The sequence below is a fragment of the Butyricicoccus sp. AM27-36 genome, from assembly GCF_003480945.1.
GTDB lineage: Bacteria > Bacillota > Clostridia > Oscillospirales > Butyricicoccaceae > Agathobaculum > Agathobaculum butyriciproducens.
Genome location: NZ_QUJR01000005.1, coordinates 202,882 through 228,361, shown reverse-complemented (window position 1 = coordinate 228,361; position 25,480 = coordinate 202,882). Strand labels below are relative to the sequence as shown.

The following is a 25,480-nucleotide window of genomic DNA, read 5'->3' as shown; positions in this document are numbered from 1 at the left end:
ATCCAGGCTTGCCGCGTCCCTGGCGGTGTTGTTGTCGGAGGCAAGGGGTGTGGGAAACATCAGCCGCGACGATAAAAGTTCGCTGGCGCTCATGCCATGCGCCGACACCGCAAGCCGGAAATACGAATGGGAGAACAGCGTATCCCGCTTTTGCCAGGTCAAAAATCGTTTTGTCGAGCCCCATATTGATGAAGCCAGCAACATTTTCCCCAAGCACCCAACGGGGCCGCAGTTCGGCAATAACGCGGCACATCTCCGGCCACAGGTAGCGTTCATCCGCAAAGCCCCGCCGTTTTCCTGCGGTGGAGAAAGGCTGGCACGGGAATCCGCCGGAGAGGATGGTAATGGTTTCAAGTCCTGTTTTTTCAAAAAACGCCTCCTTCGTGAATGTGGTGATGTCGCGGAACTTCGGCACATCCGGCCAATGTTTTTGCAGGATGGAATAGGGATAGTCCGCCCACTCGCATTGACAGACCGTTTCAAAGCCCGCCGCCTCCGCCGCAAGGTCCAGCCCGCCGATGCCGGAAAACAGGCTGACATGGGTGAGCTTATTCATGGCTGATCTGCTCCCCAGGGATCAGCTCCGCCCGGAACCGCTTGATGACCGCCGCCTCCAATTCATCCTGACAAAAGTTGCTGTCAGCGGAAAGACCCAGCTTGCGGCGCAGCCTGTTCAGCGTCTTTTCATAGTTCCCGTATTTCTTTTGCAGTCGGAGAAAATCTTTCTCGTTCTGTGCCTGCGACAGACACTTGGCGATGCTGTACCAGGTTACCAGGAACATGTGCAGTTCGCTCACCAGCAGCCGGAATCCGCTGCCGGGGATCAGATAGTGTTCCTCCTGGCGGCCGCCGCCCGGTTCGGGTTCGTCGTCCTCACACTCCACATAGAAGGCGTCCAGCTCGCACAGCTCCCGCGCCTTCATCCCGGCAAGGTCCGCCTTGTCGCCGAACACCAGGTAACGGCCGGGAATGTTCCAGGCGTCAAACTTGTCATCGGCGATCTGGCCGTACCGCTTCGCCGCCGCAATGAACGCCTCCACATCCTCCCGGTCCTTGATTTTTCCGGCAAGGAAGGCAAGCTGATGAAGCAGCCCGTAGAGATGCACTTCCTCGTCGATATGTGCCTCATAGGTCTTTTCCTCGATGACATACAGCTTTTCCTGTTCCATATCCTTATCCCATCCTTTCCTTCCATTCCAGCCGCATTTGCCCATCATCCAGCAGCAGACGGATCACATTTTTGCCCTGGGGCGTAATCAAGGTCTGCTGTCCAAAATGCCCATATTTCCAGAAGTCCTTCACACGGAATAATCCGTTATTGGAGGGCTTGGCATAGGGCAGAAGGTATCCGGCCGGGCAGCGGTACAGAAATCCCGCGTCCATCAGGAAACGGCAAAACGCACGCTCCCCGATTTGCAGTTCTTTCGCCGTGGCTCGGATATTGGTGCAGTTTTCTTCATGGACAAAGGCGTCATAAAAATCTGCTTTCGGCCGCAGCCGTTCCACCTCGCCGGAGAGCTGCCGGTTTTTCTCATGCTCGGCAAGAAGCTGGTCGGCAAAAGCCAGCAATATTTCCGGTTTTTCCGCCGCCTGCTCCAGAAGGGAGGCAGTCATGTACCCGCCCGTCTTGCGGATCATGGGGAGAACTTCGTCAAACACCCATTTTTCAAAGCGTTCCGCACCAGGCAGCCGACTATGAACGATCAGGCGGTACACATCACCCTCCGGGATGAATGTCAATTCCTGTACGCCTCCTTCTGTAAGGGCGCCCCGTTTCAGGGCCCCCTTACAATGCGTATTGATGGCGTTCCTCGGTTTTGCATATCCCAGGGCTTTCGCAACATCAAATCCGCAAAACAGATAATTGCCGTTTTCTTCGATCACTCGGATGCTGCCAAATTCGCGGTTATTGAAAACCGCCATCTTGTTATCCATTCTGGTCCTCCTTTTCGTCGTCCACAGTTTCGTGTGCAACCTCGCTGGGCTTGGTGGTGAGCAATTTATAGAGCTCGGTGTCTTTCGGGAAGTCATCCGCAAAGGGCAGGATGACATTGTTGAAGAACAGCAGCCCGTGGCCCGGCTCGGAGTTGGTCACATAGGCAAGCTGCTCCGATGAAATGTTCAGCCGCTCCGCCAGTATCTTCCGGTCTCCCGCCGCCTGGTTGAGCATATAGATGAAGTCGCTGTTTTCCAGGATGTTTTCGATCTCCGGGGAGGAAAGCAGGTCTTTGGGGTTCTGGGTCGCCCCGGTAGGGATACCGCCCCATTTTCTGAACCGTTTCCAAATCTCGGCGCTGTATGCGGCGGTCTGTTCCTCCTTCAGCAAAAGGTGGAACTCGTCCACGAAATACCAGGTGGAGCGCCCGATAGCCCGGTTGATGGTAACGGTGTTCCACACCGCATCCTGAACAATGAGCATCCCCGGCTTTTTCAGGTTCTTGCCCAGGCCCTTGATGTCAAAGCAGACAAGGCGGTTGGAGATGTCCACGGTGGTACGGTGGTTGAAGAAGTTCAGCGAACCGTTCACATAGAGGTCCAGCGCCTGGGCCACTCGGTCGGCCTCCGGGATGTGCTGGGACAGAAGGGCGTTCATCAGGTCGCCCAGAATGGGCATATTCTCTGGCCGGGGATCGGCAAAGTAGGGCTGGTAGATCATCTGTACCGCCCGGTCAATGACGGTTTTCTCGATGGCCTCCAGCCCCGTCTTGCTGCCCATGATGAGCTCGCAGAAGGATAAGACGAAATCACTTTTCAGCGCCAGCGGGTTTTCTTCCTCGGAGTAGTTGAGGTTGATGTCCAGAGGGTTCACATAGTCGGTGCTGGACGGGGACAGCCGGATCACCTGACCGCCCAATCGCTTCACCAGGGGCGAATACTCGTCCTCCGGGTCGCAGATGATGACATTATCCTGGGTCATCAGCATGATAAAGGTGATCTCCCGCTTGCAGCTCATGGATTTGCCGCTGCCGGGGGTGCCGAACACAAGACCGTTGGGACAGCGGGATTGCTTGCGGTCCAGCAGGATCATGTTATTGGAAAGGGCGTTGAGCCCGTAGTACATGGCGTCGCCGCCCATGAACACCTCCTGGGTGACGAAGGGGACGAACACCGCCAGGGCCGAAGTGGTCAGGCTCCGTTCTATCTTGATGCGGTTGAGCCCCAGGGGAAGGCTGCTCATAAGCCCGTCCTCCTGCTGGAAGTCCAGCCGGGTCAGAAGGCAGTTATAGGTCTGGGCGACGCTGGCCGCCTGGGATACGGCGATCTCCAGCTTTTGACGGGTCTCCGCCGTGTGCAGCACCAGGAAGGTCATGTTGAACATTCTCTCGTTGCGGGATTGCAGGTCGGTGAGCAGGTCCTTTGCCGCGCCGCCGTATGTAGAGAGGTCCGAAGGAAGGATGTCCATATCGTAGCCGCTGCGCACCGCCCGCTTCTGCTCCTGTATCTTCATGGCGTCCAGGTCGGTGATCTTCCGCTTGACCATTTTGATGGCCTCGTTCTGGTTGATGCCCCGGATGTGCATGGTCACCATGATATTTCCGTCCGCCTCCATGAAGTCGGTGAGGATACGGTCGTGCATCTCGGGCGCCAGGATTTGCAGGAAGGACACCGCCCCATACCGCTTTCCGATGCGGAAGGTGCGGGTCTCCCCGAAGTGGAAGGAGGACGGAGAAATGAAGTCCTTCACCGAAAGGCCGCTGGCCGGGAGCCAGTCCCATTCAAAGGCGAACTGCCCGCCCTCCGGGTGGAGGATGTTGTAAAGCAGCTCCAGCCGCTCCTTTCCATCCAGCACATGAGCGGCCGCACCCATGACCTTGAAGCGGTTGAGGGTGTCGGTCTCAATGCGGGCAAACCGCGCCCGGGCCGCAGGGAGGTTCTCCGCCTCGATGGTCAGGGTCACATACTTGGTTTTCACATAGCCGTTGTTGCCCCGCTTGTACTGCATCCGCAGGATGTCCACCGCCTCGTCCCGGATGGGGTCCAGGTCGTTGCCCTGCCTGCGGATGCCGAACATTTCATCGGCGGCGCTGCCTCCGCTGCGACTGTCCAAAGAGACCTGAACACCGATGGAGGGGTCGTAGCCGTTGTAGAAATCGCAGAGGCTTTCAAAGATGCTCCGCTGATCCTCCGGCCCCGCCAGGCGGTAATTCACATCCTCAAAGGCAATGGTCTTGGAGAAGGCGCCGCCCTCCAGCCTGCACAGACCGTCCGGGAACATATTCTGAAACGGGATGCTGTCCTGCACCGTATGGGCTTTTCCGTCGCCCTTCGCCTGCCGGATCACCGCCTCGATCTGCTTGCGCTCGGCACGGGTGAGCTTACGCTTTGCCGGTTTTTCTGCCTTTTCTCGCAATCCGCTTCACCTCCTGTTCCAGTTGGGATTGCCGCACCAGGGCGGAATAGAGATTGTTTGTCTGGTAGATGCGTACCTTCGGCCGGATGAATTTGTTCTGGATCAGATGCCCCAGGAACACTTCCAGCGGCTGCCCGTTCTTCTCATACATGGCGAACAGGAAAAAGGGCAGCATCACCAGGATCATGCACAGCGCCGCCGTGGTAGTTCCCAGGCTCGCCTTTGCCAAAAAGAAAAGCGGCACGCCTACCAGCGCCGCCGCTCCGAAACAGATCACTTGTCGTTTGGTCAGCCCGAACAGGACCTTGCTCTGTATCCGACTCAGGTCCTTCGGGATTGTTACATAAGCCAATGTTTCACACCTCCTTCTTCATCGGCGCATAGTCCTTAAAATCTGATACGGAATGAAAAATCCGTTTATTATTTACCCATCTTTGCAGATGGCGGGTAATGCGTGGAGCCGTGGGACGCTCATAGATCATCACATAGGGATCATATCCCAATGCCCGCAAGGTGTTTACCCGGTACAAATCCTGTTCATGGGTGCTGCCGTAATTGGTCAGGACATAGACACGGCGGTTTCGGTCGCTCTTTATGGAAGTAAGTTCACGAAAGCGACGGAAATACTCCGTCAGGTCCTCGTCCGGTTATCCCATGCGAAATGCACCGCTTTTGTCCGCACTTTGTTCAGTAGAGATACATTATCACGGCTGATAAGGCGAATATCGAGCCCCTGGGTAAAGTCCACCAGCGCCCGGCTCTCAATTAGCTGTTCAATGAGCCTTTCATGGTCGGGACAGGCAAGCAGGTTCGGGTCCATCAGTTTGATTTCTTCCTCACCATTCCAAAACTCGGAAAGATCAGCCACCCGGACGCTCCTGCGCCCTTCTTTTTTGCTGACAATACAAAATCCGCAGTTCCTTGGACAGCCACGGCTTAAAAAGCCGTAGGCTGTACCTAAAAACCGCGGATATAGAAAATAGTCCGGCCGAATATGCTCGATCTCATGCGGGAGGTTTTCGCCGGGGCCGTAACCTGTACCGCCCTGGATGACCTTATCCGCATTGCTCACCTGTATGGTGTCTTTGGAATAGGTGTCTGTAAATACCCGGCTTTTATAAACAAGGTCATATTGCTTTGCAGGGTCCCACCATTCCACCCGATCCCCGTGTCTGGTGTGATACTCCGAGAGCTTCATCAGGCACAGGTTGGGAAAATTGTGCGAGTCCACATCAATAAGGCCTACTCTCAAATATCTGCCTCCTTTAGTGGGCGCCGAACAGGGATTTTGCAAGGCTGCCGGTCTTGAACAATGTGTAGCACAGCAGAACCGTATAGCCCATGCACCCCCAGATGGCAGCGGATATGTTGTCGCCGGATGTGGAGATGCCCTCCACCAGCACGGCATAGATGCCCACGCAGATCATAATGAGGAAGGCCTGGAAGCCCAGGGCCAGCAGGGAGCGAAGGTAGTTCTGCCCCGTGGAGCCCCATTCCCGGTTGACCATCGTGGCAAAGGGAATCGGCCCTATGGAGGTGACCAAATACACCTCAATCATTCTGCCGTAGATCACCAGGAAGATACAGATGGAAAGAATCTGCGTACACAGCCCCACGAACACACTCTGGAACCACAGCCCCAGCAGGGCGCCCACGCTCCAGTCGGCAAGCTGGGTCTCCAGATTGCCCACCACGCCGGAAATGTCGATGCCTGCGTCCGAGATGATGACCCCCGCCGACTGACTGACCACATTCTGCGCCACATCGAACACCGCCATGACGATGTTCCAGGTGTTGGTGACGATCAGCACCGCGCAGAAGGTCTTGAAAATCCACTTGAAGAAAATCCAGGTGTCAAAGTCGTGGAGGTTATTTTTCTCGATGATGAGCTGGATCAGCTCGTAGCACATGACGAAGGTGAGGATGATGCCAGCGATGGGGACAATCACCGTTTCCGAGAGGTTTCGGATCATGTTGAAGATGCTGCTGTTCCAGGCGGCGGGCGTCATGCCGACCTCCCCGGCGATCTCGCCCACCTTTGTATTCAGGGTATCAAACATCCCGGTCAGGTTTGAAATGATACCGTCAATGAGCAGTTCCTTGAACCACTCCTGGATCATATCCAATATCAAGGGAGATCACCTCCTTTGCGGGGGCTCCCGCTATCAAGCGAAAGCCCCCGCCGGTTTTGGAGAATCATTAGGTGGTGGACAGCAGACCGGACAGCAGAGGGATCAGGGTGATGCCGATGAGGGCAACGCCGCCGCCCGCCATGAGCTGCTTGATGCCCTGGCTTTTGGAGGCAGGGTTGTCCTGGCCGTAACCTTCCAGAAGGTTGATGCCGCCCCACACGCACAGGCCGCCGCCCAGGGCGATGACCAGAGTCTGCAAAACGTCGATAGCGTTAGTAAAAAAGCTCATATTCACATTTCCTTTCGTTCAGTTGAATTGTTGGGTTGAAGGTCGGTGGCTTTCAATTCGTACAGATCGAAAGGCTCGTCCGGCTTCACAATGGCCGGTCTGCGTTTCATGTACCGTTCAATGTCAAAGGTATTTTTCTTGTCGGCGTCGGCAAGGTACTTGTAGCGGGGATGCTTCGTTATATCAAACTTGTCGCTGAAAAACGGCCGCACCCCTCGAAGCTGCAAGATACACTTGCCTCCGTCCATCACCGCAATCTCGTCCTGGGTCATCAGCTCCTTTCCTAATTTCTGATAGTTGAGGCCGTGGGAAACCTGACTGCCCCGGTTCTCGGATTGATTGAAGCTGTCGATGGTCTCCTTGCCCAGCAGCTCCGAGATTTCTTTCAGGGTGGATTTCTCCTTGCCTCCCAAAAACAAGGTGGTGTCGCAGTTGCCCACAATGGTATCCGCGGCGTCCTTGTAGATGGTCTTTAACTGGCTTTGGGACTGCAAAATAATAGAAGCCGAGATTTCCCGGCTCCGGATGGTGGCGATCAACTTGTCGAAGTTGGGTATCTGCCCGATATTGGCGAACTCGTCCAGGAGGCACCGCACATGGACGGGCAGCCTGCCGCCGTACACGTCGTCCGCCTTGTCGCAAAGGAGATTGAATAGCTGGCTTTGCAGCATGGCGATAACGAAGTTGAAGGTGGTATCCGTATCGCTCATAATGAGAAACAGCGCCGTTTTTCGGTCGCCCAGGGTGTCCAGTTCCAGTTCGTCGTCCGACATGATCTCCCGCAGCTCCGCAATATCGAAGGGGGCAAGGCGGGCGCCGCAGCTAATCAGGATGGATTTCAAGGTCTTGCCGGCAGCCAATTTGAATTTGCGGTACTGCTTCACAGCGAAGTGGTCCGGGTGCTCCTTCTCCAGCTTGGCGAACAGAATATCCACGGGCGACTGAAATTCCTCGTCGTCCTCTCTGGCCTCCGATGCGTTGATGAGCTCCAGCAGCGTGAGGAAGTTCTTTTCTTCCGGCTCCGCCTCGTACCAGATGTACCCGATCAGGGCGCAGTACAAAAGCCGCTCGGCCTTCACCCAAAAATCTTCCGAGGATTTTTCTCCGTCGCCTTTGGTGTTGGCAATGATGACATTGACCAATTTGAGGATGTCTTTCTCCGACCGAATATAGGCGAAGGGGTTGTATTTCATGCTCTTTTTGAAGTTGATGGTGTTGAGGACTTTAATGCGGTACGGCTCATAGATGACCTTCCCGCGGGCATCCCGCAGGGGTTTTCCGTTCTCGTCCAGCTTGGGGGCGCCCCGCCGCAGCATGGTCCCCACCTCGGACAAAAGCTGTCCTTTGGGATCGGTGACCACATAGCTGCTGTGCATCTGCATGAGTGAGGGCTTGACGAAGAACCGGGTCTTGCCGCTGCCGCTGCCGCCGATGACCAGAATGTTCTTGTTTCGGGCGTACTTGGGATTTTTCGGGCGGCTGGACATGGTGAGCTTTTCCGTCTGGGTCAAAGGAATGTTCCAGTCGGGAACCGGATCGACATAGGGGGCAATATCGGCCGCCGTGCCCCATCGTGCGCTGCCGTACTCAATGCCCTTGCGATATTTCTTTGTATTCTTGCTCTTGGCATACACCGCCAGCCGAACAATGACCGCCCCGGCGATACCCGCCAGCAGGTCCAGCGGATGCAGACTTGGCAGCCCAGAAGAAAACGCCTCCGTAAAGCCCTGGCTCAAATGCAGGAACTTTTCAGAGGCGTCAAGGCCGGGCGCAAGGCGCACCGCCTGGCAGAGCTTGTCAAAGAGATACACGAACAGCAGATACGGGAGGTTGGGGATCAGCTTTTTCTTCCAGTCAACCGTCATAATTCCACACCCCGGTCTTTGGTCTTGACCTTCTCCCGCTGGCGGTGCTGGGCTTTGGACTGCTGTTTCGCCTGCTCCAGCTCCTTGCGGATGGAGGGCTTTTTCTCTTTCTCCAGGTTCTTTGCGGAGAACTCCCGAAAGGCTGCCGTGATAACGTCGGCATCCCGGCCCTTGAAGAACACCAGGTAGCGGGGTATCTCGCCGCTGGTATCCTTTTTCAGAGCAAAGTCAATGCCGTACTTCTTGGCGGTGGCGGAAAAGGCCCGGATGTTCCGGTCGGTGATCTCGATGTTGGAAACGCCGGTGTTGTGCTTCATCAGCTGCCGGAGGGTCTGCTTTCCGTGGTGCAGCTTGGTCTTATGGCCGGTCACTCCTTTCTGCATCTCGTCCAGCACTTTTTTCATGGCCTGCTGCAGCATCCCGGCGGAGAGTTTGGTGGCCTCCACACAGAGGGCAATGGTGCGCTGGGTGACTTCTTCCTGCATGACCTATCATCTCCTTTCTCCGCTGCCGTACAGGTCATGGTTCACCAGGGACGCATAGTAGCTGTCGATGGTGGCCGGGGCGTTATACAGGGCAGCCAGCAGATATTTCTTGATGTTGCGGACATAGGTGGTGTTCTCCCGCATACGGTCCAACACATACTCAATGTGAGAACTGTTCAGCTTCAGGAACCGGGATTTGACCACCTCCGCCGGATAGTCGTCCCCGGCAATGCGGATCGTTTCCCTGCGGGAACAGACGGTATCCACCATGAGTTCCACCAGTTCATTCAGCATATCCCGATCCAGCCGGTCATCCCGGCATAGATAGTCATACTCGATATTCTCCAAAATCAGTTCCCGATAGCTCTCTCGCTCCCGCATCCAGTCCCGTCCGGTTCGTTTGGTCTCTGCGGGGGTTTGGGGACTTGATTGGATAGGATTTGATCCTTCCGTACTTGATGAATCAGTATTTGATATTTGGTTACTTGATCCTTTAGTATTTAATTGTGCGGGTTTTTCCTGTTCAGGTTTTCCCAAGACAGGAGAATCCAAGACTGGTTTTACCTGAACTGGATTTTCCCGTTCAGGTTTTCCCGGTTTAGGTTCCGGCGGCCTGGGCTGCTCCAAAATCGTGTACTCGATGCTGCCGAGCCGCCCGTTGGCGTTGCGGACTCTTTCACGGATAATGTATCCCGCATCCTCCAGCTCCCGGACCGTAGCACAAATGCTGTCCACTCCATCCCGGCATATCCGCGCAAGACCTTTGGTGGTGTAGTCCCAATCCTCCGGCAAGGATAGCATGAGGGACAGCAGCCCCTTCGCTTTCAGCGACAGTGCCGTGTTCCGCAGATGATGGTTTGCCATCACCGTGTAGTCGCGGGTTTTCTCAATGCGAAATACCGCCATAATCTCACCTCCCTCCGGCGGTCTGGAAAAGTGTTCGTTTTCGGAAAAAATTCAATTCTGTGCCCACTTGCTTCTCCATGTGGGAAAACCTATGGACACTTGATTTGCATTTCCTACATGAAGAAATACCTTCGATTTCTCACCCCTTTCAATACAGTTTTCCGTGTACTTGATGGAAAGTAAAAACGCCATAGGATTCCCTATGGCGTTTGGGACAGGAAAAGGGTGCTGATATTTCACATCAGCACCCTTTATCCTGCCAGTATTTGATTTTTTGACTTCACATCGTGTTCCTTGCCTCTGAAAACATTGATTTTACTGGACTATCTCATGTTTTCTTATTAGGAGGCGGGGAATCAGGTGTGCTCTATTCTGATGGTTAATGCGAAAACATTCCGAACTATGAAAACAGTTTGTATCTTCGCATTATGGTGGAGCGCTTGCGTCCAAATCCGAACCGTTTATATCGTCCAAAGTAATTGTTTCCGTTCCGTCTTGATAGTTAAAGGTCAGAATGATTTTATCATCGTACACATAAACCGCGTTGACAAAGCTATCAATCAAGCGCTGCCGCTGCTCCTGCTTGGTAGTATCAATGGCGCGGAAGCGTTGCAGAAAAAATAAAATCTGTTCTCTGCTAAGATGCGGCTTTTGAAGTTCTTCCTGTAAGATGCTGACCGTCAACCGTTCCTTGGTGGCTTCCAGCTCCTCCAACCGCTGTTTTGTAGACACGGTGAAAATTCCCTGCTGAATGGCGTTCAACATATTTTGTATGCCTTGCTCGGTCTGCGCTAACTGTGCCTTTAGAACGGGCAGAGAGGTATTTTCCCGCGCTTGTACATCAAGCACCATACTTGCGATTGCGTTAAGCGTTGTATCATCAAATATCATTTGCATGGTACGCTCGACCACCAGATTTTCTATCCAGTCCTTTTTTACCGCCTTTTTGGTACAGCCAGTTTTCCGCTTTGCGCTTCCGCATTTGTAATAGTAGTGCTTCTTCCCGGTATGGCTCGTACCGCTTTCGCCTACCATCAGCCGCCCACACTTGCCGCAAAACAGCTTCGTTGTCAGCAAAAAGGCTTCATCCGCTTTACTCATAGCCGGGGCGCGTTTGTTCCGTGCTATGCGTGCTTGTACCCGGTCAAATAGTTCCTGCGGAACAATAGCGGGAACGCCGCCGGGAATAACTACATCTTGATACCGATACTCGCCTATGTACTTTCTGTTTTTCAAGATGGCGTTGAAGCTGCCTAAACTGTACGGCTTGTTGTGCTTGGTCTGCAACCCTCGCTCATTGAGAGATTCCACGATAGCACGGACGGTTTCGCCATCGGCATAGCGGGTAAAAATCTCCAACACCACGGGCGCGGTCATGGGGTCAACCGCCAATCGTTTATCACTTCCCAACACATACCCCAACGGAATACCGCCGCCGTTGTTCAACCCCTTTAGGGCGTTTTCTTTCTGCCCTCGGTGTATCTTCTCGGACAGTTCAACGGAATGAAACTCGGCGTACCCCTCTAACAGACTTTCCAGCAAAATACCAGTGCTGTCCTCTGCAATAGCCTCTTTTGCCGATACCACCTTAACGCCGTTTTTCTTCAAAATGGCTTTGTAGTGGGCACTGTCATAGCGGTTTCTGGCGAACCTGTCCAACTTCCAAACAAGGACAATATCGAACAGGCCGTTTACGCTGTCCTTAATCATGCGTTGGAAATCCGGGCGGTTATCTGTTTTCGCGGACAATGCACGGTCAATATAGGTGCTTAACACCGTTATGCCGTTGCGCTCGGCGTATTCCTTGCACTCCCGAAGCTGCCCCTCTATGCTTTCCTCACGCTGACTATCGGAAGAATAGCGGGCGTAAATCACAGCTTTCATACTTGCACAACCTTTCGTTACTCTGTGGGTGGCTTGCCCGCCTCACTGGTGGGCGTTTCCCTTGATGTCCTGCCATTCAAAAATCTCCGTTTGTCAAGGTCTGGCGCAGCCAGTTCATTTTAACCTTGACGGGCGGAGATCTTTTGAATATTCTCCGCAAGGGGAAACTCCCGCCTTATTTTCGCTGTTCTTCCAACAGCTTTGTTAGTGTTTCCCGTAATTTTTCACTGACCGGAGAAGCCGGGTCAAAGCACATATCGACAAACTGCCGTAGTTCCTTGTTGTCCTGTGTAATAGCTTCCACCACTTTCGGCTTATGCTCGTATAGCTTTCCCTCCGGCTGCTCCGTTCGGGCAAAGATATAATCCAAAGAAACATCAAAGAAATCGGCATACCACCGCAAAATCTTTAGCGGCGGGGAGGACTGTCCGTTTTCATAGCGGTTCACACTGGCCTGTGTTGCGCCCATCAGCGCGGCCAATTTAGCCTGTGACAAGCCGACACTTTCCCGCAGAGATTTAAGCCGCTGCGCTACCTCTTGCATAGTCAACACTCCTTTCTTGTTTTATTATGATACAATATACGAGTTAAATAGTCAACACGAATATAGCATAAAACGAGGCGGTCAGAATAAATACTCTGACCGCCTCTGAAACAATAAAGGCTTATTTAGAAAATGCCCGATATAGGAAGGTCACGATTTGGGCGCGGGTGCAAGTGGTATCGGGAGAGAATGTCGTTTTGCTTGTGCCGCTTGTCACACCTTGTTCAACCGCCCAATCAACAGCGGGAGCATAAATCGTTGTAGTGGCTACATCGGTAAAATTGCTGTGCTTTTCAGCGGCATAGAACCCTGCTGCTCTCCAAATGTAAAGCACGGCCATACTGCGAGTGCAAGGGGTATTTCCATTGAAAACAGTGCTATCTCTGGAAACGATATTATTTTCTTTCGCCCACAACGCGGCCTTATAAAAATAGTCGCTTTCCTTTATGTCGGTGAATGTGTTCGTCTTGCTAGTCGGTTCGGGCGAACCCTGTGAGCGCCAGAGGAAAGTCAAAATCTGCGCCGTAGTGCAGGTGCTATTCGGGGAAAAGGTTGTTTTAGATGTTCCTGCTGTGATACTCTTATCAACCGCCCAAGCCACCGAGTTCGCATAATAGGCGTTTGCGGCTACATCGGTAAAGGTCGGGGTTGCAGGAGAGTTGGCAGATTCAGGAGTATTCGGTGTATTACCGGCAAACGGATTGGAAGCGGCAGTATTTCCGGTAACATAAAAATATATTGCACCAGCATCAACTTCGCTTGGACTGCTTCCCCAACTGTCGTTATCCGGAAGATTTGCCAATATCAAATCTATCTTTGCAAGATATTCCGTATCCGATAGCTTGACAGATGTCAGCCCGGGAAAGAGCACCGTATTCGCCTCTGTTGCGTAGCAAGTTCCGTTCTTGAACGCTAAGTCAATCGAAATATAGTCCGATGTCAGAATACCATCCGGCAGCTCGATGTTCGTGCCTTCTGGAACGGCATAAATCGTAGCTGCTTTGGCAAAGAAATAGTCGCGTAGATAAGACTGTGCCGAACCAAAATAATCCTCGTTAATGGGTTCGCCACCGATAAATACCGATACGGAATCCATGTTGATTTTTTCCAGTTCTGAGCGCGAAATGGTGTAAAGAATAGGTTTTGAGAGGGTGTAAGTGCCGTTTGCGTCTGTAATCGTAGTGTCACCCGCTTTGTTTGCGGCAAATGCGGGAACAGTCAGACTGAAACAGAGCGCTAATGCGAGTGCAAGGGATAGCAGTTTTTTCATGTGGGTCACTCCTGTCTTTTAATTTGTCCTCTCATCATACCATAAATATATGGGAAAATCAACGACATATCGTTAGCTGTTTAAGCGGATAACCTTATAGACTGATTACAATACTAATCTGTATAAAGGTGTTGTAAAATGTGAATGTAAGAGATGCGGTAAAGCAGCGAATCCTTGATTTGTGCGAAGCCAACAATATAACAATCAATAAACTGGCTCTGGAATCCGGTTTAACGCAATCGACTTTGAATAGCATCATCAATACCGGGAGTAACAATCCAACATTGACAACCATCGCAAAAATATGTGTTGGGCTGAAAATTACAGTTCGTGAGTTTTTTGATGATGCTTTGTTTGAAAACATAGAGCAGGAAATTGGGTAAATAAAAGATGAATAATAAAAATCCTGATATTGCTAACGAACAAGCGCTTTTAATCAATTTTATTAAAGATAGCGAACGCACACAAGAAGATACACTCAAAATATTTCAGGAAAAAGTTGAGAACATAGTATCTCGCGGTATAGATTCAGGTGAATCTGCAAATGATGAGAAAGAAGCGTTAAGTAAAGCAATAGAGGCACTTTATCGGGAGGCTTCCGTTATTCAAAAGCCTTTCGGAAAAACGGTCGAAGCTATTATGATAGAAAAAGGGCTCACAAAGATATGGCACGGAAAAACCATTCTAGATGTTCCGAAAGCTACGGAGTTGACGGGTCTAAACGCCAATGTATTTCGCACTAATATGCACAGATCAGAATGTGTTGTAGACATGGGAACAGTTATATCAATGTGCATTGGATTTAAGCTAAGTCCAATTCTTACAGATAGGTTATTACAATCTGCGGGATTGGCTTTCCGTCTGGATAATCCGGAACATCTTGCTTATCTCTTTTTGTTGGAATATTGCATGGATTATAGTATTGAGCAGTGTAACAAAATATTAGAAAAATTGGGTATTCCCAAAACGAAGCGATTAGGTTCCTATGGCAGAGAAAAAAACGGAGAAAGCATGGAATATAAAAAACGCAATAAAGAGCCTAAATAGGAAGTCGTCCGATATAACGGACGACTTCCTTGTTTTTTTGTAGAAAATGCCGAATTTCACCGAAAGAATTATATTCCCCGAAAACGCTGCTTTTGATGGCTTTTTGCCATATCAAAAACAGCGTTTTCCTTGTGATAGGGCAATTCCATATGTATTCGCTCAATTACTGCGCCAGATAAAAATTTGGACTACAATACACTTACCAGCTGGACAACAGAGATGATGGCCCATCAAATGAAAATTATGTAGCTGTCCTATCGGCTCGACGGGGAGAAAGGTGCTTAAAATGTCAAGAAATAAGAAACTCACTTCGATTCAATTCATTCCGGTAGGAACTAAGGAGGAACAGAAGTTTCTCGTCCTGTATGCTGACGAGGCCGCAACTGCGCAGTACTTGGCTGGAACTATCAATGATGATACGCGGTTTACGGCGTTCTGTATTCCAACAGCGAATATGTCCACAGATTCCATGACGATTCTTATGGAAGATGGCGTAGTGCGGAAAGTAATTTCCAGTAGCGAAAACTAATTTGTAAACCAGCTGTCCTATCCGGCTTGACGGGGAGAAAGGAGCATACAGTGCCCTACAAACTGAATGTTGATCTGACTGCTGTTAACGGCAGGGACTTCGCCATTTTGACGGGGAAAGCCGATATTTTTTCATACGGAAGCGATGGAAAACGCGCTTCAGAGGAAGCTATCGGGGTTAAGCTGACCGTGGCGCTGCAAGGCGCGCGCCTCGCCCCTCTTACGGTCAAGTTTGATTATGATCCGCTGCCCAAAGTGACTGATGAAGAAATTGAGGAAGCTGTTATGAACTGTAAGCCCTTGTTTGTGCAGATTCCCGACTGTGCTGTGAGCCTTTTTTCCAGCAATGGTAGTGGTATCGGTATGACCGCTACCGCCCAGACCGCCCAGATCGTTACCCTTAACAGCAAATAAAAATATAGGGCAGACATAGGGTTTCCTATGTCTGCCCAGAAAGGAATTTTGCATGGAGCAAGTAAAAAATCTAATATTTCAAAATGATAATTTCACTTTCTATGCTGTTGCACTTGCCCTCACCTTGACTGTGGTTATCTGCCTTATTCAAGTCATTCGTACACCGCCGCTTTTGAAACGACGATTTGACCGCGCTGTGCGATGCTGCGGATTGCATAACGCGCAAAACGAATACCCTGCGCTAGTCAGCGTTAAACGCGATAAAGGCAAGCCCCACGGCTTGATTTTGAAGGTCAATAACAAGGGGTTGTCGCTGCCGGATTTTAACAGCCATTATGAGCGACTGCGGGTAATAATGGGCGGAATTTTCCGCATGGAGTACGGGCGTAATATAAACTATACCCTTTTGTACTTTCTTCCGCAAAAATATATTCGCCCCGCCTTATTCACGCCCGACGATTCCGCTTCGGGCAGTATTGATGTAAAACACATAATCAATATGCTTATCGTTGGTGCGACTGGCACAGGGAAAACCGTTGCCCTTAAAATTCTGCTTACGAAGATTGCACGCTTTCAGCCGGACGCGAAAATCTGGTTACTTGATTTCAAGCAATTTGACTTTCGAAGTCTTTCTGACAAGCCCAGATATTATGGCTATGCAGACTGTCTACAAGGCTTGGAAGATTACTATGCGGCGTTCAAGCAACAGCAGGAAAACAGCACAGCGGGTGCGCCCCAATATCTTATTATTGATGAGTGGGGCAGCTTTCTTCTATCCTTGGATAAGAAAACCGCTGAGCAGGCAAAGGCGAGGCTCGCGGAGCTGCTCATGCTAGGGCGGGCATATCGCTTCTTTCCTATTATCGGAATCCAAAGGCCGGACGCGACTTATTTTGCCGGGGCGAGAGATAACTTTCAATGCTGTCTTGCCCTTGGCAATCTTAGCCGTGAGGGGCGGAGAATGCTCTTCCCGGATGAAGTTGCAGAATCCATTACACAGTGCAGCAAGCGCGAGGGGCATCTTTATATTGATGGCGTTGGTATCGAGAAAATCAGAATTGCAGAGGTGCAGAGCATGGATGCTTTGGACAAGGCGATTCAAGAGGCAATGAGCCGTTAAAACGGGCGGAGCGGGCGGCGAAGCAGCGCGAGAGCCGCCGAACCGCCCGCCGCCGCAGGCGGCTTAACTTGATATTTTATGAACATTGACAGAATCCTGGATGTGCGGCCAGACAGGGCGGAAACGCCTGTGACGGTCAAACGATGCGGGAATGTGATTGAAGTTCGCTATATGCGTTCCACTCCATGTGCTGTCATTGAAAAGGTAAACGCCGACTTATATGTTGATAAGCGAACGGGCGAAGTCAAAGAGTTCTGTCATTCCGCAAACCGGGCAGACAGCAAAGCCAGTGTTGCACAATCGCTCCGCAAGCTGCGCGACTTAATCAATGCCAATCTAACAGCCCCGGAAACGGCATTGTGGGTAACGCTGACATATAAAGAAAATATGCGGGATGAAAGGCGTGTCTACGAGGATTTCCGCCGTTTCTGGCAGCGGTTTCGGTACTATCTCAAAAAGCATGAATACCAACCTGCGGAATATATCACAGCAGCAGAACCGCAAGGGCGGGGCGCATGGCATTTGCATTGCCTCTTTCTGTTCCCGAAAAAAGCACCTTTCATTCCTAATGCAGATATGGCGCGGATTTGGGGGCATGGATTTACCAAGACCAAAAGCCTACAAGAAATTGACAACCCCGGCTTGTACCTAACCGCATATCTGGGCGATATGGAATTATCGGAAGCGCTCCGCGTCGGAAATGCAAAAGGACAGATAGCCGAGGCGGAAATAACAGACGAACAAGGCAAGCACCGAAAGAAAGCAATTATCAAAGGGGCGCGGCTGCACCTGTACCCGCCCGGCTTTAATCTGTACCGGGCAAGCCGGGGGGTGAAAAGGCCGGAAATATGGCAGACAACGGAAGCCGAAGCGCAAGCATTGGTACACGGCGCACCGCTCACCTATGAAAAGACAATCTCCATTACCGATGAAGCCGGGGCAGTCAAAAACATTATCAACTATCGACAATACAATAGTGCCTCAAAGGAGGGAGGCCAGATTGACACAGCGCAAGAAGCAATACCATCCAAAGATACCTGACTATGAGTTAGAGGCGATTGCCCGCTGTCTGCTCCCGGATATGCAAAGCTATTTTAAAAGTGACGAGGGCAAACGGGCCTTTGCCGAATGGCAAGCACAGCAGCAAGAACAGGGGGATAATCCCCAATAACAGCGGCGGCAGTATGTACCACACATACCGCCGCCGTTTTGCGTTACACTATTTCGTCTAAATAAATGATAAATCCGAACCCATTCCCTACCGGAAAAAGGTTCGGATTATCTTGATTTGGTGGACTTGAAGGGGATCGAACCCTCGACCTCTCGGATGCGAACCGAACGCTCTCCCAAACTGAGCTACAAGCCCGAATATATGTTGTCAAGAAAAGTGTTTTGACCAAACTCAACTGAACAGGGAAGACGGAGACTGCTTTCCGCACTGCTTGCAACTGCGCTAAACGCCCAAATGTCAACTTTTTGCAAGCGATTTACCGATCAAACCAAACTCTATTCGTTTAATTCGCTAAACTACCCTTGACAATTATTAATTATAACGGTAGAATAATTTCATGTCAAGCACTTTTTTCGGGTGCAAAGCAAAAACAGCGTGCAGCAGCCAGCTGTGCCAAAAGGAGAATTTAACATGAAAAACAGCGAAAAAACAATGGAAAAGATCGTAGCGCTTTGCAAGGGCCGCGGCTTCGTATACTCCGGCTCGGAGATTTACGGCGGTCTTGCAAACACCTGGGACTACGGTCCGCTCGGCGTTGAGTTCAAGAACAACGTCAAGGCAGCATGGCGCAAGAAATTTGTGCAGGAGAGCCAGTACAATGTAGGTCTTGACTCCGCGATCCTGATGAACCCGATGACCTGGGTTGCTTCCGGTCACGTTGGCGGATTCTCTGACCCGCTGATGGACTGCAAGGAGTGCAAGGAGCGTTTCCGTGCCGATAAGGTAATTGAGGACTGGTGTGCTGAGAATAACTACGATCTCGGCAAGAGTGTTGACGCGCTCAGCCAGGCTGAGATGAAGGCATTCATTGATGAGCATGAGATCGCATGCCCGACCTGCGGCAAGCACAACTGGACCGACATCCGTCAGTTCAATCTGATGTTCAAGACCTTCCAGGGCGTTACCGAGAACGCGAAGAACGAGCTGTATCTGCGTCCGGAGACCGCACAGGGCATCTTCGTAAACTTCCAGAACATCCAGCGCACCACCCGTAAGAAGATTCCGTTCGGCGTTGGTCAGGTGGGCAAGTCCTTCCGCAACGAGATCACCCCGGGCAACTTCACCTTCCGTACCCGCGAGTTTGAGCAGATGGAACTGGAGTTCTTCTGCAAGCCGGGCACCGACCTTGAGTGGTTCAAGTACTGGAAGGATTACTGCCACAACTTCCTGCTGTCTCTCGGCATGAAGGACGAGAACCTGCGTCTGCGCGACCACGATCCGGAGGAGCTGTCTCACTACTCCAACGCTACCACCGATATCGAGTTTATGTTCCCGTTTGGCTGGGGCGAGCTGTGGGGCATTGCCGACCGCACTAATTTCGACCTGACCCAGCATCAGAACACCTCGGGTGTTTCGATGGAATACTTCGATCAGGAAGCAAACGAGAAGTATATTCCGTATGTTATCGAGCCTTCGCTTGGTGCTGACCGTGTTGCACTGGCCTTCCTGTGCGACGCTTACGACGAGGAAGTCGTAGGTCAGGACAAGAACGGCAAGGACGATGTTCGTACTGTTCTGCGTCTGCATCCGGCTCTGGCACCGTTCAAGGCTGCTGTACTGCCGCTGTCCAAGAAGCTGACCGACAAGGCTATGCCGATCTGGCAGGAGCTGGCTAAGCAGTTCTCTGTTGATTTTGACGATGCAGGCTCTATCGGTAAGCGCTATCGCCGTGAGGACGAGATCGGTACACCGTACTGCGTAACCGTCGATTTCGAGACCGAGCAGGACGGCTGCGTAACCGTTCGTGACCGTGACACTATGGAGCAGGAGCGCATCAAGATTGAGGAAGTTGCTGCTTATATCGCAAAGAAGATCGAGTTCTGATTTTTCGCTGCTGAACATTGATCATCAAAACCGCTGCACAATCCCTGTGCGGCGGTTTTCTTTTATTTGGATGGCGAACAGGAAACACCACTCCAAAACCTATCGAAAAAATAGGGATTGGGCCATCGGAAATTGGGCAATCTGCCGGAACGAAAAAAGTTTGTCGGAAAGGGTTGACAGGAGAGGGGGTATTTAGTATAATCATAGCAATCCCAGTGAAATAATATGAATTTAGGAGAAGCGGTTATGCGATACTACTTTGAAAAGCTGCTCCGCTCGAATTTCCGATTTGGGCGAATGTGATTCTTCTTTTTATTACAGCAAGTCACAAACAACTTTATGGAATGTATAAAAAGGAGATAATTCATCATGGCAACTATCAAGAATACCGAAAACTGGTCCTTTGAAACCAAGCAGCTGCACATCGGTCAGGAAACCGCTGACCCGGTTACCGATTCCCGTGCAGTTCCGATCTACCAGACCACTTCTTATGTTTTCCATGACAGTCAGCACGCGGCAGACCGTTTCGGTCTGGCTGACGCAGGCAATATCTACGGTCGTCTGACCAATTCTACGCAGGATGTGTTCGAGAAGCGCATTGCAGCGCTCGAGGGTGGTGTTGCTGCTCTGGCTACCGCTTCCGGTGCCGCAGCAATCACTTACACCATTCAGGCACTTGCTCAGGCCGGCGACCACATCGTAGCACAGAAGACCATCTACGGCGGCAGCTACAACCTGCTGGCACATACTCTGCCGCAGTTCGGCGTTGAGACCACCTTCGTTGATGCACACAATCTGGAAGAACTGGAAGGCGCTATCAAGGACAATACTAAGGCGGTTTACATCGAGACTCTCGGCAACCCGAATTCCGATATTCCGGATATCGAGGCTATCGCAAAGATTGCGCACAAGCACGGTCTGCCGCTCGTAATCGACAACACTTTCGGTACCCCGTACCTCATCCGTCCGATTGAGTACGGCGCTGATATCGTTGTTCACTCTGCTACCAAGTTCATCGGCGGCCACGGCACGACCCTCGGCGGCATCATTGTTGATTCCGGCAAGTTCGACTGGAAGGCATCCGGCAAGTATGCGCCGATCGCTGAGCCGAACCCGAGCTATCACGGCATCTCTTTCGCAGATGCTGTTGGTCCTGCTGCGTTCGTAACCTACATCCGCGCTATCCTGCTGCGTGATACCGGTGCTACCATTTCTCCGTTCAACGCATTCCTGCTGCTGCAGGGCACCGAGACTCTGTCTCTGCGTATCGAACGTCACGTTGAGAACACCAAGAAGGTCGTTGAGTTCCTGACCAATCACCCGCAGGTTGAGCATGTAAACCATCCGTCTCTGCCGAACCACCCGGATCATGCTCTGTACGAGAAGTACTTCCCGAACGGCGGCGCATCCATCTTCACCTTCGATATCAAGGGCGGAAAGGAAGCAGCATTTAAGTTCATTGACAAGCTGCAGATCTTTTCTCTGTTGGCAAATGTTGCTGACGTTAAGAGTCTGGTCATCCATCCGGCAACCACCACTCACTCGCAGCTGACCGCAGAGGAACTGGAGGATCAGGGTATCCATCAGGGCACCATCCGTCTGTCCATTGGCACCGAGAATATCAACGATATTCTGGCTGACCTCGAGCAGGCATTTAACTAAGCAAAGTATCGCGTATTCCTATTTACCTCTTACAATTTGACAAGCAAAACCCGCCGTTTCCGGCGGGCTTTGCTTTTTATTCAACTTTTCGGCTGCTGTGTGGTGTCATCCTGTCGGAAGAGCAGCGAGATACACCATGCTGCCGCCAGTCCGACTAGGGTGTAGACGATGCGGCTGATGGCGCCGGTCTGTCCGCCGCACAGCAGCGCGACCAGATCGAGCTTGAAAATGCCGATCAGTCCCCAGTTCAGACCGCCGATAATCATCAGTATCAGTGCGATTTTGTCGATAAGCATAGAAAAACTCCCCTTTCGGTTTGCAGTCAGTATAACCGAAAAGGGGAGTTTCATACATTTTTAACGTTACAGCTGCGAGAAAACCTCACCGATCGGCGCATGAATGACCAGATCAGCACGGCGATCCGCAGGAGTAGGGGACTTATTGACCAAAACCAGCTTATTGCCGCGGTAATAGTCGATCAGACCAGCGGCCGGATACACAGCCAGCGATGTGCCGCCGATAATCAGAATATCAGCCTTGGAGATGTAGTCTACGCTCTTGTTGATCGTGTAGCTGTCGAGTCCCTCCTCGTACAGCACGACATCCGGTTTGATAATGCCGCCGCAGGAGCATCGCGGAATGCCGGTGCCCTTGGCGATATTCTCAACCGGATATGGCTTGCGGCAGCGCATACAGTAGTTACGCAGTACTGAGCCGTGCAGCTCAAGCACTTCCTTCGAGCCTGCCTTCTGGTGCAGACCGTCGATGTTCTGCGTTACAACGGCACGACACTTGCCCTCGCGTTCCCACTCGGCCAGCTTGAGGTGAGCCGCGTTCGGCTTTGCATCGAGCGCCAGCATTTTCGCCCGATAGAAGCGGTAAAACTCCTCGGTTTCACTCAAAAAGAACGTGTGGCTGAGAATGGTCTCCGGCGGGTATTTGTACTGCTGGTTGTATAGACCGTCCACCGAGCGGAAATCCGGAATGCCGCTCTCGGTCGATACGCCCGCACCGCCGAAAAAGACAATATTGTCGCTGCCATCGATCCATTCTTTTAATTTAGCAATCTTCTCATCCATGATATTAGCTCCTTTCGTCGCTAATGAATTGAAAATTAAGGTATTCGGCACAGCCGAGTGATTTAATGCACGCAAGAATAGCGGCATTTTCAATTCTCAATTTTCCATTGTTTCGATTATTCGGTAATCGAAACTAAGCCCTCATGACGCGGCTTTGCCGGCGTTTCCTTCTCGATGTAGCCAATTGCAGCGGAGCAGACAACGATATGATCCTCCGGTACGCCGTACTCAGTCAGCAGTGCACGAACCTCGGGTACGTCGCAGGTCTCGCGCAGCTGGTTGATCCAGCAGGAGCCGAGGCCAAGCTCGGTAGCCATCAGCAGCAGATTCTCCATTGCAGCAACGCCGTCTACCAGAGCGTGGTGCTCATCCCGCTTGTAGGAAATGATGATGTTGACCGGTGCACCGTAGAAATTATACTCCGGACCGCGATTGTCTGCCTCAGCAACGGCACGAGCCAGCTTGAGCGACTTCTCTGCATTGTAAATCACGGTAAAGTGCCACAGGTACTTGCCCATGCCGGAAGGCGCCCATTCAGCAGCTTCAACAATCTGCATGATCTGATCCTTCGGCGGCAGCTCGGACTTGAACGCGCGCGTAGAGCGGCGAGACTTGATAACTTCCATCAGGTTAGACATAGGGAAAAACCTCCTGAAACAAATAGGGATTGATATTTATAAATATAGTATATAGCATTCTGGGTGTCGTTTCAAGACAACATGAACAAAAATGCGGCTGCATCTGTAAATTATCTGTGAAAACAGCGGTTTGTGTGGTATACTGATTCTAATTGAAAAATAATGCGGGAGGAATCTCTTACATGATCACTATCAGCGATCTTAGCTTAAACTTCAGCGGCGAGCCACTGTTCAAAGATGTAAACCTGAAATTTACCCAAGGCAACTGCTACGGTGTTATCGGTGCAAACGGTGCAGGCAAGTCTACCTTCCTGCGCATTCTGTCCGGCGATCTGGACCCGTCCACCGGCACGGTTTCGATTGCGCCCAAGACCCGTATGAGCGTACTCAAGCAGGACCACTTCGCCTTCAACGAGGAGACCGTTCTCAACACGGTTCTCGGCGGCAACGAGCGTCTGCTTGAGGTCATGCACGAAAAGGATGCGCTCTACATGAAGGACCCGTTCACCGAGGAGGACGGCAACAGGGCTGCCGAGCTGGAGTCCGAGTTTGCTGAAATGGGCGGTTGGGACGCCGAGACCGAGGCCAGCCAGCTGCTGAACGGTCTGGGTCTGGATGCAGATGCCATCCTGTACACCGAGATGAAGAACCTCGGTGACGTCGAGAAGGTCAAGGTGCTGCTGGCGCGTGCGCTGTTCGGCAAGCCGGATATTCTGCTGCTGGACGAGCCTACCAACCATCTGGATATTCAGGCAGTCCGCTGGCTGGAGGACTTCCTTGCCGATTTTGAGGGTACCGTCCTCGTTGTATCGCATGACCGTCACTTCCTGAACAATGTATGTACCCATATCGTTGATATCGATTACGGCAAGATCAAGCTGTATGTCGGCAACTACGAGTTCTGGTATGAGTCCTCTCAGCTGGTTCAGCGCATGATCAAGGATCAGAACCGCAAGAACGAGGAAAAGATCAAGGAACTGCAGAACTTCATTCAGCGTTTTGCGGCAAACAAGTCCAAGTCCCGTCAGGCGACCAGCCGCCGCAAGCTGATCGACAAGCTGTCTGTCGAGGAAATGCCGGCTTCGTCCCGCCGTTACCCGTGGGTAGCGTTTGACGCGGACCGTGAGGCAGGCAAGGACATTCTCGAGGTGCGCGGCATCTCCAAGACCATCGACGGCGAGAAGGTGCTCGACAACGTATCTTTCATCGTGCGCCGCGGTGACAAGATTGCGTTCATCTCGGATAACGAGCTGGCAATGACTACGCTGTTCCAGATTCTTATGGGTGAGATGAAACCGGATGAGGGCAGCTTCAAGTGGGGCGTTACCACCTCGCAGAGCTATTTTCCGAAGGATAACAACGAGTTCTTCGAGGGCCACGAGGAAAACATGCTCGACTGGATCGCACCGTATTCCCGCACGGATACACTGGAATCCACGCTGCGCGGCTTCCTCGGCCGTATGCTGTTCTCCGGCGACGATGTTTACAAGCCGGTTCGCGTACTGTCCGGCGGTGAGAAGGTTCGCCTGATGCTGGCGCGCATGATGCTCTTCGGCTCGAACGTGCTTGTCATCGACCAGCCGACCAACCACCTCGATCTGGAATCCATCACCGCAGTCAACAACGGCGTTCGTGATTTCAAGGGCACCGTACTGTTCGCGTCTCATGACCACGAGTTCGTGCAGACCATTGCGACCCGTATTATCGAAATTCGTGAAAAGGGCGTTCTGGACAAAGAATGCACCTATGACGAGTTCCTCGAGTTCCGCGAAACCTACAAGGGCTGATGCCGGAGCGCTTTCGGCGCGGTCTGAACGGTCTGCTCGTGCTGCTGATACTGGGTGCACTGGCATACGCCTCGGCGCTGCTGTTTGGCTGGAACTGTCCGATCAAATACTTGACCGGCGTGCCATGTCCCGGCTGCGGACTGAGCCGTGCACTTGCCGCTCTGCTCCGACTGGACTTTCGTACGGCACTGCGGTTTCACCCGATGGTTTTCGTTCTGCCGACAGTCGTTTTGTACGCACTGTTTGGCAAAAAGCCGCTTCTTGGCTCCAAAAACCTCGAGCGCATGCTGCTGTGGAGCGTTATTGTGCTGGATATCGCAATTTGGCTGATACGTCTTGCGCTGCATGACCCGCTGATTTTTTGAAGATTTTCCGCTCGAACTGTACTGCACGGTCCGGGCGGATTTGTTTTATTCGACATTTT

General features: G+C 51.8%; 28 protein-coding genes and 1 tRNA gene. 11 read left to right on the top strand and 18 right to left on the bottom strand.

Annotated features, from left to right (window positions below; translation table 11 throughout):
* The 14 genes from DW724_RS08970 to DW724_RS08905 all read right to left on the bottom strand — a co-directional run.
* Positions 1-556 (bottom strand): DNA cytosine methyltransferase (locus tag DW724_RS08970; protein ID WP_118761247.1); only part of this gene is annotated, 556 nt, incomplete at its 3' end.
* Positions 549-1,169, bottom strand: a complete 621-nt coding sequence (locus DW724_RS08965) for a hypothetical protein (protein ID WP_059004496.1) — start codon at positions 1,167-1,169, stop codon at positions 549-551. The genes DW724_RS08965 and DW724_RS08970, both read right to left, overlap by 8 nt.
* A 4-nt stretch (positions 1,170-1,173) precedes the next feature.
* On the bottom strand, positions 1,174-1,935 hold the full coding sequence (locus tag DW724_RS08960) for a BRO family protein (protein ID WP_117515655.1): 762 nt from the start codon (positions 1,933-1,935) through the stop codon (positions 1,174-1,176).
* A complete protein-coding gene (locus DW724_RS08955; protein WP_118617149.1) occupies positions 1,928-4,351 on the bottom strand; it encodes a VirB4-like conjugal transfer ATPase, CD1110 family in 2,424 nt (807 codons plus the stop codon). Before DW724_RS08955 ends, DW724_RS08960 begins: the two co-directional genes overlap by 8 nt.
* Positions 4,317-4,703: a PrgI family protein gene (locus DW724_RS08950; RefSeq protein WP_059004499.1), complete on the bottom strand. Its 387-nt coding sequence runs from the start codon at positions 4,701-4,703 to the stop codon at positions 4,317-4,319. The genes DW724_RS08955 and DW724_RS08950 overlap by 35 nt, the downstream gene beginning before the upstream one ends.
* Positions 4,704-4,982: 279 nt before the next feature.
* The gene (locus DW724_RS08945; RefSeq protein WP_229101819.1) at positions 4,983-5,603 is read right to left on the bottom strand and encodes a hypothetical protein; all 621 of its coding nucleotides are present in this window, start codon (positions 5,601-5,603) and stop codon (positions 4,983-4,985) included.
* Between the two features lie 13 nt (positions 5,604-5,616).
* Positions 5,617-6,471: a VirB6/TrbL-like conjugal transfer protein, CD1112 family gene (locus DW724_RS08940; protein ID WP_118235807.1), complete on the bottom strand. Its 855-nt coding sequence runs from the start codon at positions 6,469-6,471 to the stop codon at positions 5,617-5,619.
* A gap of 79 nt (positions 6,472-6,550) precedes the next feature.
* On the bottom strand, positions 6,551-6,772 hold the full coding sequence (locus DW724_RS08935) for a Maff2 family mobile element protein (protein WP_087374121.1): 222 nt from the start codon (positions 6,770-6,772) through the stop codon (positions 6,551-6,553).
* Positions 6,773-6,774: 2 nt separating this feature from the next.
* Complete coding sequence (locus DW724_RS08930) at positions 6,775-8,637, bottom strand: VirD4-like conjugal transfer protein, CD1115 family (protein WP_118235786.1); 1,863 nt, start codon at positions 8,635-8,637, stop codon at positions 6,775-6,777.
* Positions 8,634-9,122: a PcfB family protein gene (locus DW724_RS08925; protein ID WP_117515955.1), complete on the bottom strand. Its 489-nt coding sequence runs from the start codon at positions 9,120-9,122 to the stop codon at positions 8,634-8,636. The genes DW724_RS08930 and DW724_RS08925 overlap by 4 nt, the downstream gene beginning before the upstream one ends.
* 6 nt (positions 9,123-9,128) lie before the next feature.
* Positions 9,129-10,028 (bottom strand): DUF6017 domain-containing protein, encoded by a 900-nt coding sequence (locus tag DW724_RS08920; RefSeq protein WP_117515954.1) that lies wholly within the window; start codon positions 10,026-10,028, stop codon positions 9,129-9,131.
* 426 nt (positions 10,029-10,454) lie between these two features.
* The gene (locus tag DW724_RS08915) at positions 10,455-11,912 is read right to left on the bottom strand and encodes a recombinase family protein (protein ID WP_118761235.1); all 1,458 of its coding nucleotides are present in this window, start codon (positions 11,910-11,912) and stop codon (positions 10,455-10,457) included.
* Positions 11,913-12,087: 175 nt separating this feature from the next.
* Positions 12,088-12,456: a helix-turn-helix domain-containing protein gene (locus DW724_RS08910; protein ID WP_117751625.1), complete on the bottom strand. Its 369-nt coding sequence runs from the start codon at positions 12,454-12,456 to the stop codon at positions 12,088-12,090.
* 121 nt (positions 12,457-12,577) lie between these two features.
* A complete protein-coding gene (locus tag DW724_RS08905) occupies positions 12,578-13,726 on the bottom strand; it encodes an S-layer homology domain-containing protein (protein WP_118761234.1) in 1,149 nt (382 codons plus the stop codon).
* Positions 13,727-13,866: 140 nt separating this feature from the next.
* On the opposite strand from DW724_RS08905, the gene DW724_RS08900 reads away from it, so the two are divergent.
* The 7 genes from DW724_RS08900 (at position 13,867) to DW724_RS15805 (ending at position 18,006) form a co-directional block, all read left to right on the top strand.
* Positions 13,867-14,109, top strand: coding sequence for a helix-turn-helix domain-containing protein (locus DW724_RS08900; RefSeq protein ID WP_081029018.1), 243 nt, complete (start codon positions 13,867-13,869; stop codon positions 14,107-14,109).
* Between the two features lie 7 nt (positions 14,110-14,116).
* Complete coding sequence (locus DW724_RS08895; RefSeq protein ID WP_009256789.1) at positions 14,117-14,773, top strand: hypothetical protein; 657 nt, start codon at positions 14,117-14,119, stop codon at positions 14,771-14,773.
* Positions 14,774-15,059: 286 nt separating this feature from the next.
* Entirely contained in the window at positions 15,060-15,302 is a 243-nt protein-coding gene (locus tag DW724_RS15810) for a hypothetical protein (protein WP_118761233.1), read from the top strand.
* Positions 15,303-15,352: 50 nt separating this feature from the next.
* Positions 15,353-15,715: a hypothetical protein gene (locus DW724_RS08885; RefSeq protein WP_118761232.1), complete on the top strand. Its 363-nt coding sequence runs from the start codon at positions 15,353-15,355 to the stop codon at positions 15,713-15,715.
* 52 nt (positions 15,716-15,767) lie between these two features.
* Entirely contained in the window at positions 15,768-16,835 is a 1,068-nt protein-coding gene (locus DW724_RS08880) for an FtsK/SpoIIIE domain-containing protein (RefSeq protein WP_118761231.1), read from the top strand.
* 129 nt (positions 16,836-16,964) lie between these two features.
* Positions 16,965-17,876: a helitron helicase-like domain-containing protein gene (locus DW724_RS08875; protein ID WP_243105714.1), complete on the top strand. Its 912-nt coding sequence runs from the start codon at positions 16,965-16,967 to the stop codon at positions 17,874-17,876.
* Positions 17,836-18,006 carry a hypothetical protein gene (locus tag DW724_RS15805; RefSeq protein WP_202183519.1) on the top strand — a complete coding sequence of 57 codons (171 nt, stop codon included), beginning with the start codon at positions 17,836-17,838 and terminating at the stop codon, positions 18,004-18,006. Before DW724_RS08875 ends, DW724_RS15805 begins: the two co-directional genes overlap by 41 nt.
* A 118-nt stretch (positions 18,007-18,124) precedes the next feature.
* Here DW724_RS15805 and DW724_RS08870 read toward each other — a convergent pair.
* Positions 18,125-18,201, bottom strand: a tRNA-Ala gene (locus tag DW724_RS08870).
* Positions 18,202-18,477: 276 nt separating this feature from the next.
* On the opposite strand from DW724_RS08870, the gene DW724_RS08865 reads away from it, so the two are divergent.
* Together DW724_RS08865 and DW724_RS08860 are read left to right on the top strand one after the other, a co-directional pair.
* Positions 18,478-19,890 (top strand): glycine--tRNA ligase, encoded by a 1,413-nt coding sequence (locus DW724_RS08865; protein ID WP_110436756.1) that lies wholly within the window; start codon positions 18,478-18,480, stop codon positions 19,888-19,890.
* Positions 19,891-20,259: 369 nt separating this feature from the next.
* Entirely contained in the window at positions 20,260-21,552 is a 1,293-nt protein-coding gene (locus tag DW724_RS08860; RefSeq protein WP_117488003.1) for an O-acetylhomoserine aminocarboxypropyltransferase/cysteine synthase family protein, read from the top strand.
* An 80-nt stretch (positions 21,553-21,632) separates the two neighbouring features.
* On the opposite strand, the gene DW724_RS08855 is transcribed toward DW724_RS08860, so the two are convergent.
* From DW724_RS08855 to DW724_RS08845, 3 genes are all read right to left on the bottom strand, one after another.
* Positions 21,633-21,848: a DUF378 domain-containing protein gene (locus tag DW724_RS08855; RefSeq protein WP_118285795.1), complete on the bottom strand. Its 216-nt coding sequence runs from the start codon at positions 21,846-21,848 to the stop codon at positions 21,633-21,635.
* A 66-nt stretch (positions 21,849-21,914) separates the two neighbouring features.
* Complete coding sequence (locus DW724_RS08850) at positions 21,915-22,631, bottom strand: NAD-dependent protein deacylase (RefSeq protein WP_117488005.1); 717 nt, start codon at positions 22,629-22,631, stop codon at positions 21,915-21,917.
* Positions 22,632-22,747: 116 nt separating this feature from the next.
* A complete protein-coding gene (locus tag DW724_RS08845; RefSeq protein ID WP_118761230.1) occupies positions 22,748-23,269 on the bottom strand; it encodes a nitroreductase family protein in 522 nt (173 codons plus the stop codon).
* Between the two features lie 182 nt (positions 23,270-23,451).
* Between DW724_RS08845 and DW724_RS08840 the strand changes: the two genes are divergently transcribed.
* Together DW724_RS08840 and DW724_RS08835 are read left to right on the top strand one after the other, a co-directional pair.
* On the top strand, positions 23,452-25,056 hold the full coding sequence (locus DW724_RS08840) for an ABC-F family ATP-binding cassette domain-containing protein (protein ID WP_110436760.1): 1,605 nt from the start codon (positions 23,452-23,454) through the stop codon (positions 25,054-25,056).
* Entirely contained in the window at positions 25,056-25,421 is a 366-nt protein-coding gene (locus DW724_RS08835) for a DUF2752 domain-containing protein (RefSeq protein WP_118761229.1), read from the top strand. The genes DW724_RS08840 and DW724_RS08835 overlap by 1 nt, the downstream gene beginning before the upstream one ends.
* Positions 25,422-25,480 lie beyond the last annotated feature (59 nt).

Bases quoted from the DNA above. Each gene is read 5' to 3' on its own strand.
- DW724_RS08965 (WP_059004496.1), bottom strand. From the start codon at position 1,169: ATGGAACAGGAAAAGCTGTATGTCATCGAGGAAAAGACCTATGAGGCA.
- DW724_RS08960 (WP_117515655.1), bottom strand. From the start codon at position 1,935: ATGGATAACAAGATGGCGGTTTTCAATAACCGCGAATTTGGCAGCATC.
- DW724_RS08940 (WP_118235807.1), bottom strand. From the start codon at position 6,471: ATGATCCAGGAGTGGTTCAAGGAACTGCTCATTGACGGTATCATTTCA.
- DW724_RS08935 (WP_087374121.1), bottom strand. From the start codon at position 6,772: ATGAGCTTTTTTACTAACGCTATCGACGTTTTGCAGACTCTGGTCATC.
- DW724_RS08930 (WP_118235786.1), bottom strand. From the start codon at position 8,637: ATGACGGTTGACTGGAAGAAAAAGCTGATCCCCAACCTCCCGTATCTG.
- DW724_RS08925 (WP_117515955.1), bottom strand. From the start codon at position 9,122: ATGCAGGAAGAAGTCACCCAGCGCACCATTGCCCTCTGTGTGGAGGCC.
- DW724_RS08920 (WP_117515954.1), bottom strand. From the start codon at position 10,028: ATGGCGGTATTTCGCATTGAGAAAACCCGCGACTACACGGTGATGGCA.
- DW724_RS08915 (WP_118761235.1), bottom strand. From the start codon at position 11,912: ATGAAAGCTGTGATTTACGCCCGCTATTCTTCCGATAGTCAGCGTGAG.
- DW724_RS08910 (WP_117751625.1), bottom strand. From the start codon at position 12,456: ATGCAAGAGGTAGCGCAGCGGCTTAAATCTCTGCGGGAAAGTGTCGGC.
- DW724_RS08905 (WP_118761234.1), bottom strand. From the start codon at position 13,726: ATGAAAAAACTGCTATCCCTTGCACTCGCATTAGCGCTCTGTTTCAGT.
- DW724_RS08895 (WP_009256789.1), top strand. From the start codon at position 14,117: ATGAATAATAAAAATCCTGATATTGCTAACGAACAAGCGCTTTTAATC.
- DW724_RS15810 (WP_118761233.1), top strand. From the start codon at position 15,060: ATGTCAAGAAATAAGAAACTCACTTCGATTCAATTCATTCCGGTAGGA.
- DW724_RS08880 (WP_118761231.1), top strand. From the start codon at position 15,768: ATGGAGCAAGTAAAAAATCTAATATTTCAAAATGATAATTTCACTTTC.
- DW724_RS08865 (WP_110436756.1), top strand. From the start codon at position 18,478: ATGAAAAACAGCGAAAAAACAATGGAAAAGATCGTAGCGCTTTGCAAG.
- DW724_RS08860 (WP_117488003.1), top strand. From the start codon at position 20,260: ATGGCAACTATCAAGAATACCGAAAACTGGTCCTTTGAAACCAAGCAG.
- DW724_RS08855 (WP_118285795.1), bottom strand. From the start codon at position 21,848: ATGCTTATCGACAAAATCGCACTGATACTGATGATTATCGGCGGTCTG.
- DW724_RS08850 (WP_117488005.1), bottom strand. From the start codon at position 22,631: ATGGATGAGAAGATTGCTAAATTAAAAGAATGGATCGATGGCAGCGAC.
- DW724_RS08845 (WP_118761230.1), bottom strand. From the start codon at position 23,269: ATGTCTAACCTGATGGAAGTTATCAAGTCTCGCCGCTCTACGCGCGCG.
- DW724_RS08840 (WP_110436760.1), top strand. From the start codon at position 23,452: ATGATCACTATCAGCGATCTTAGCTTAAACTTCAGCGGCGAGCCACTG.
- DW724_RS08835 (WP_118761229.1), top strand. From the start codon at position 25,056: ATGCCGGAGCGCTTTCGGCGCGGTCTGAACGGTCTGCTCGTGCTGCTG.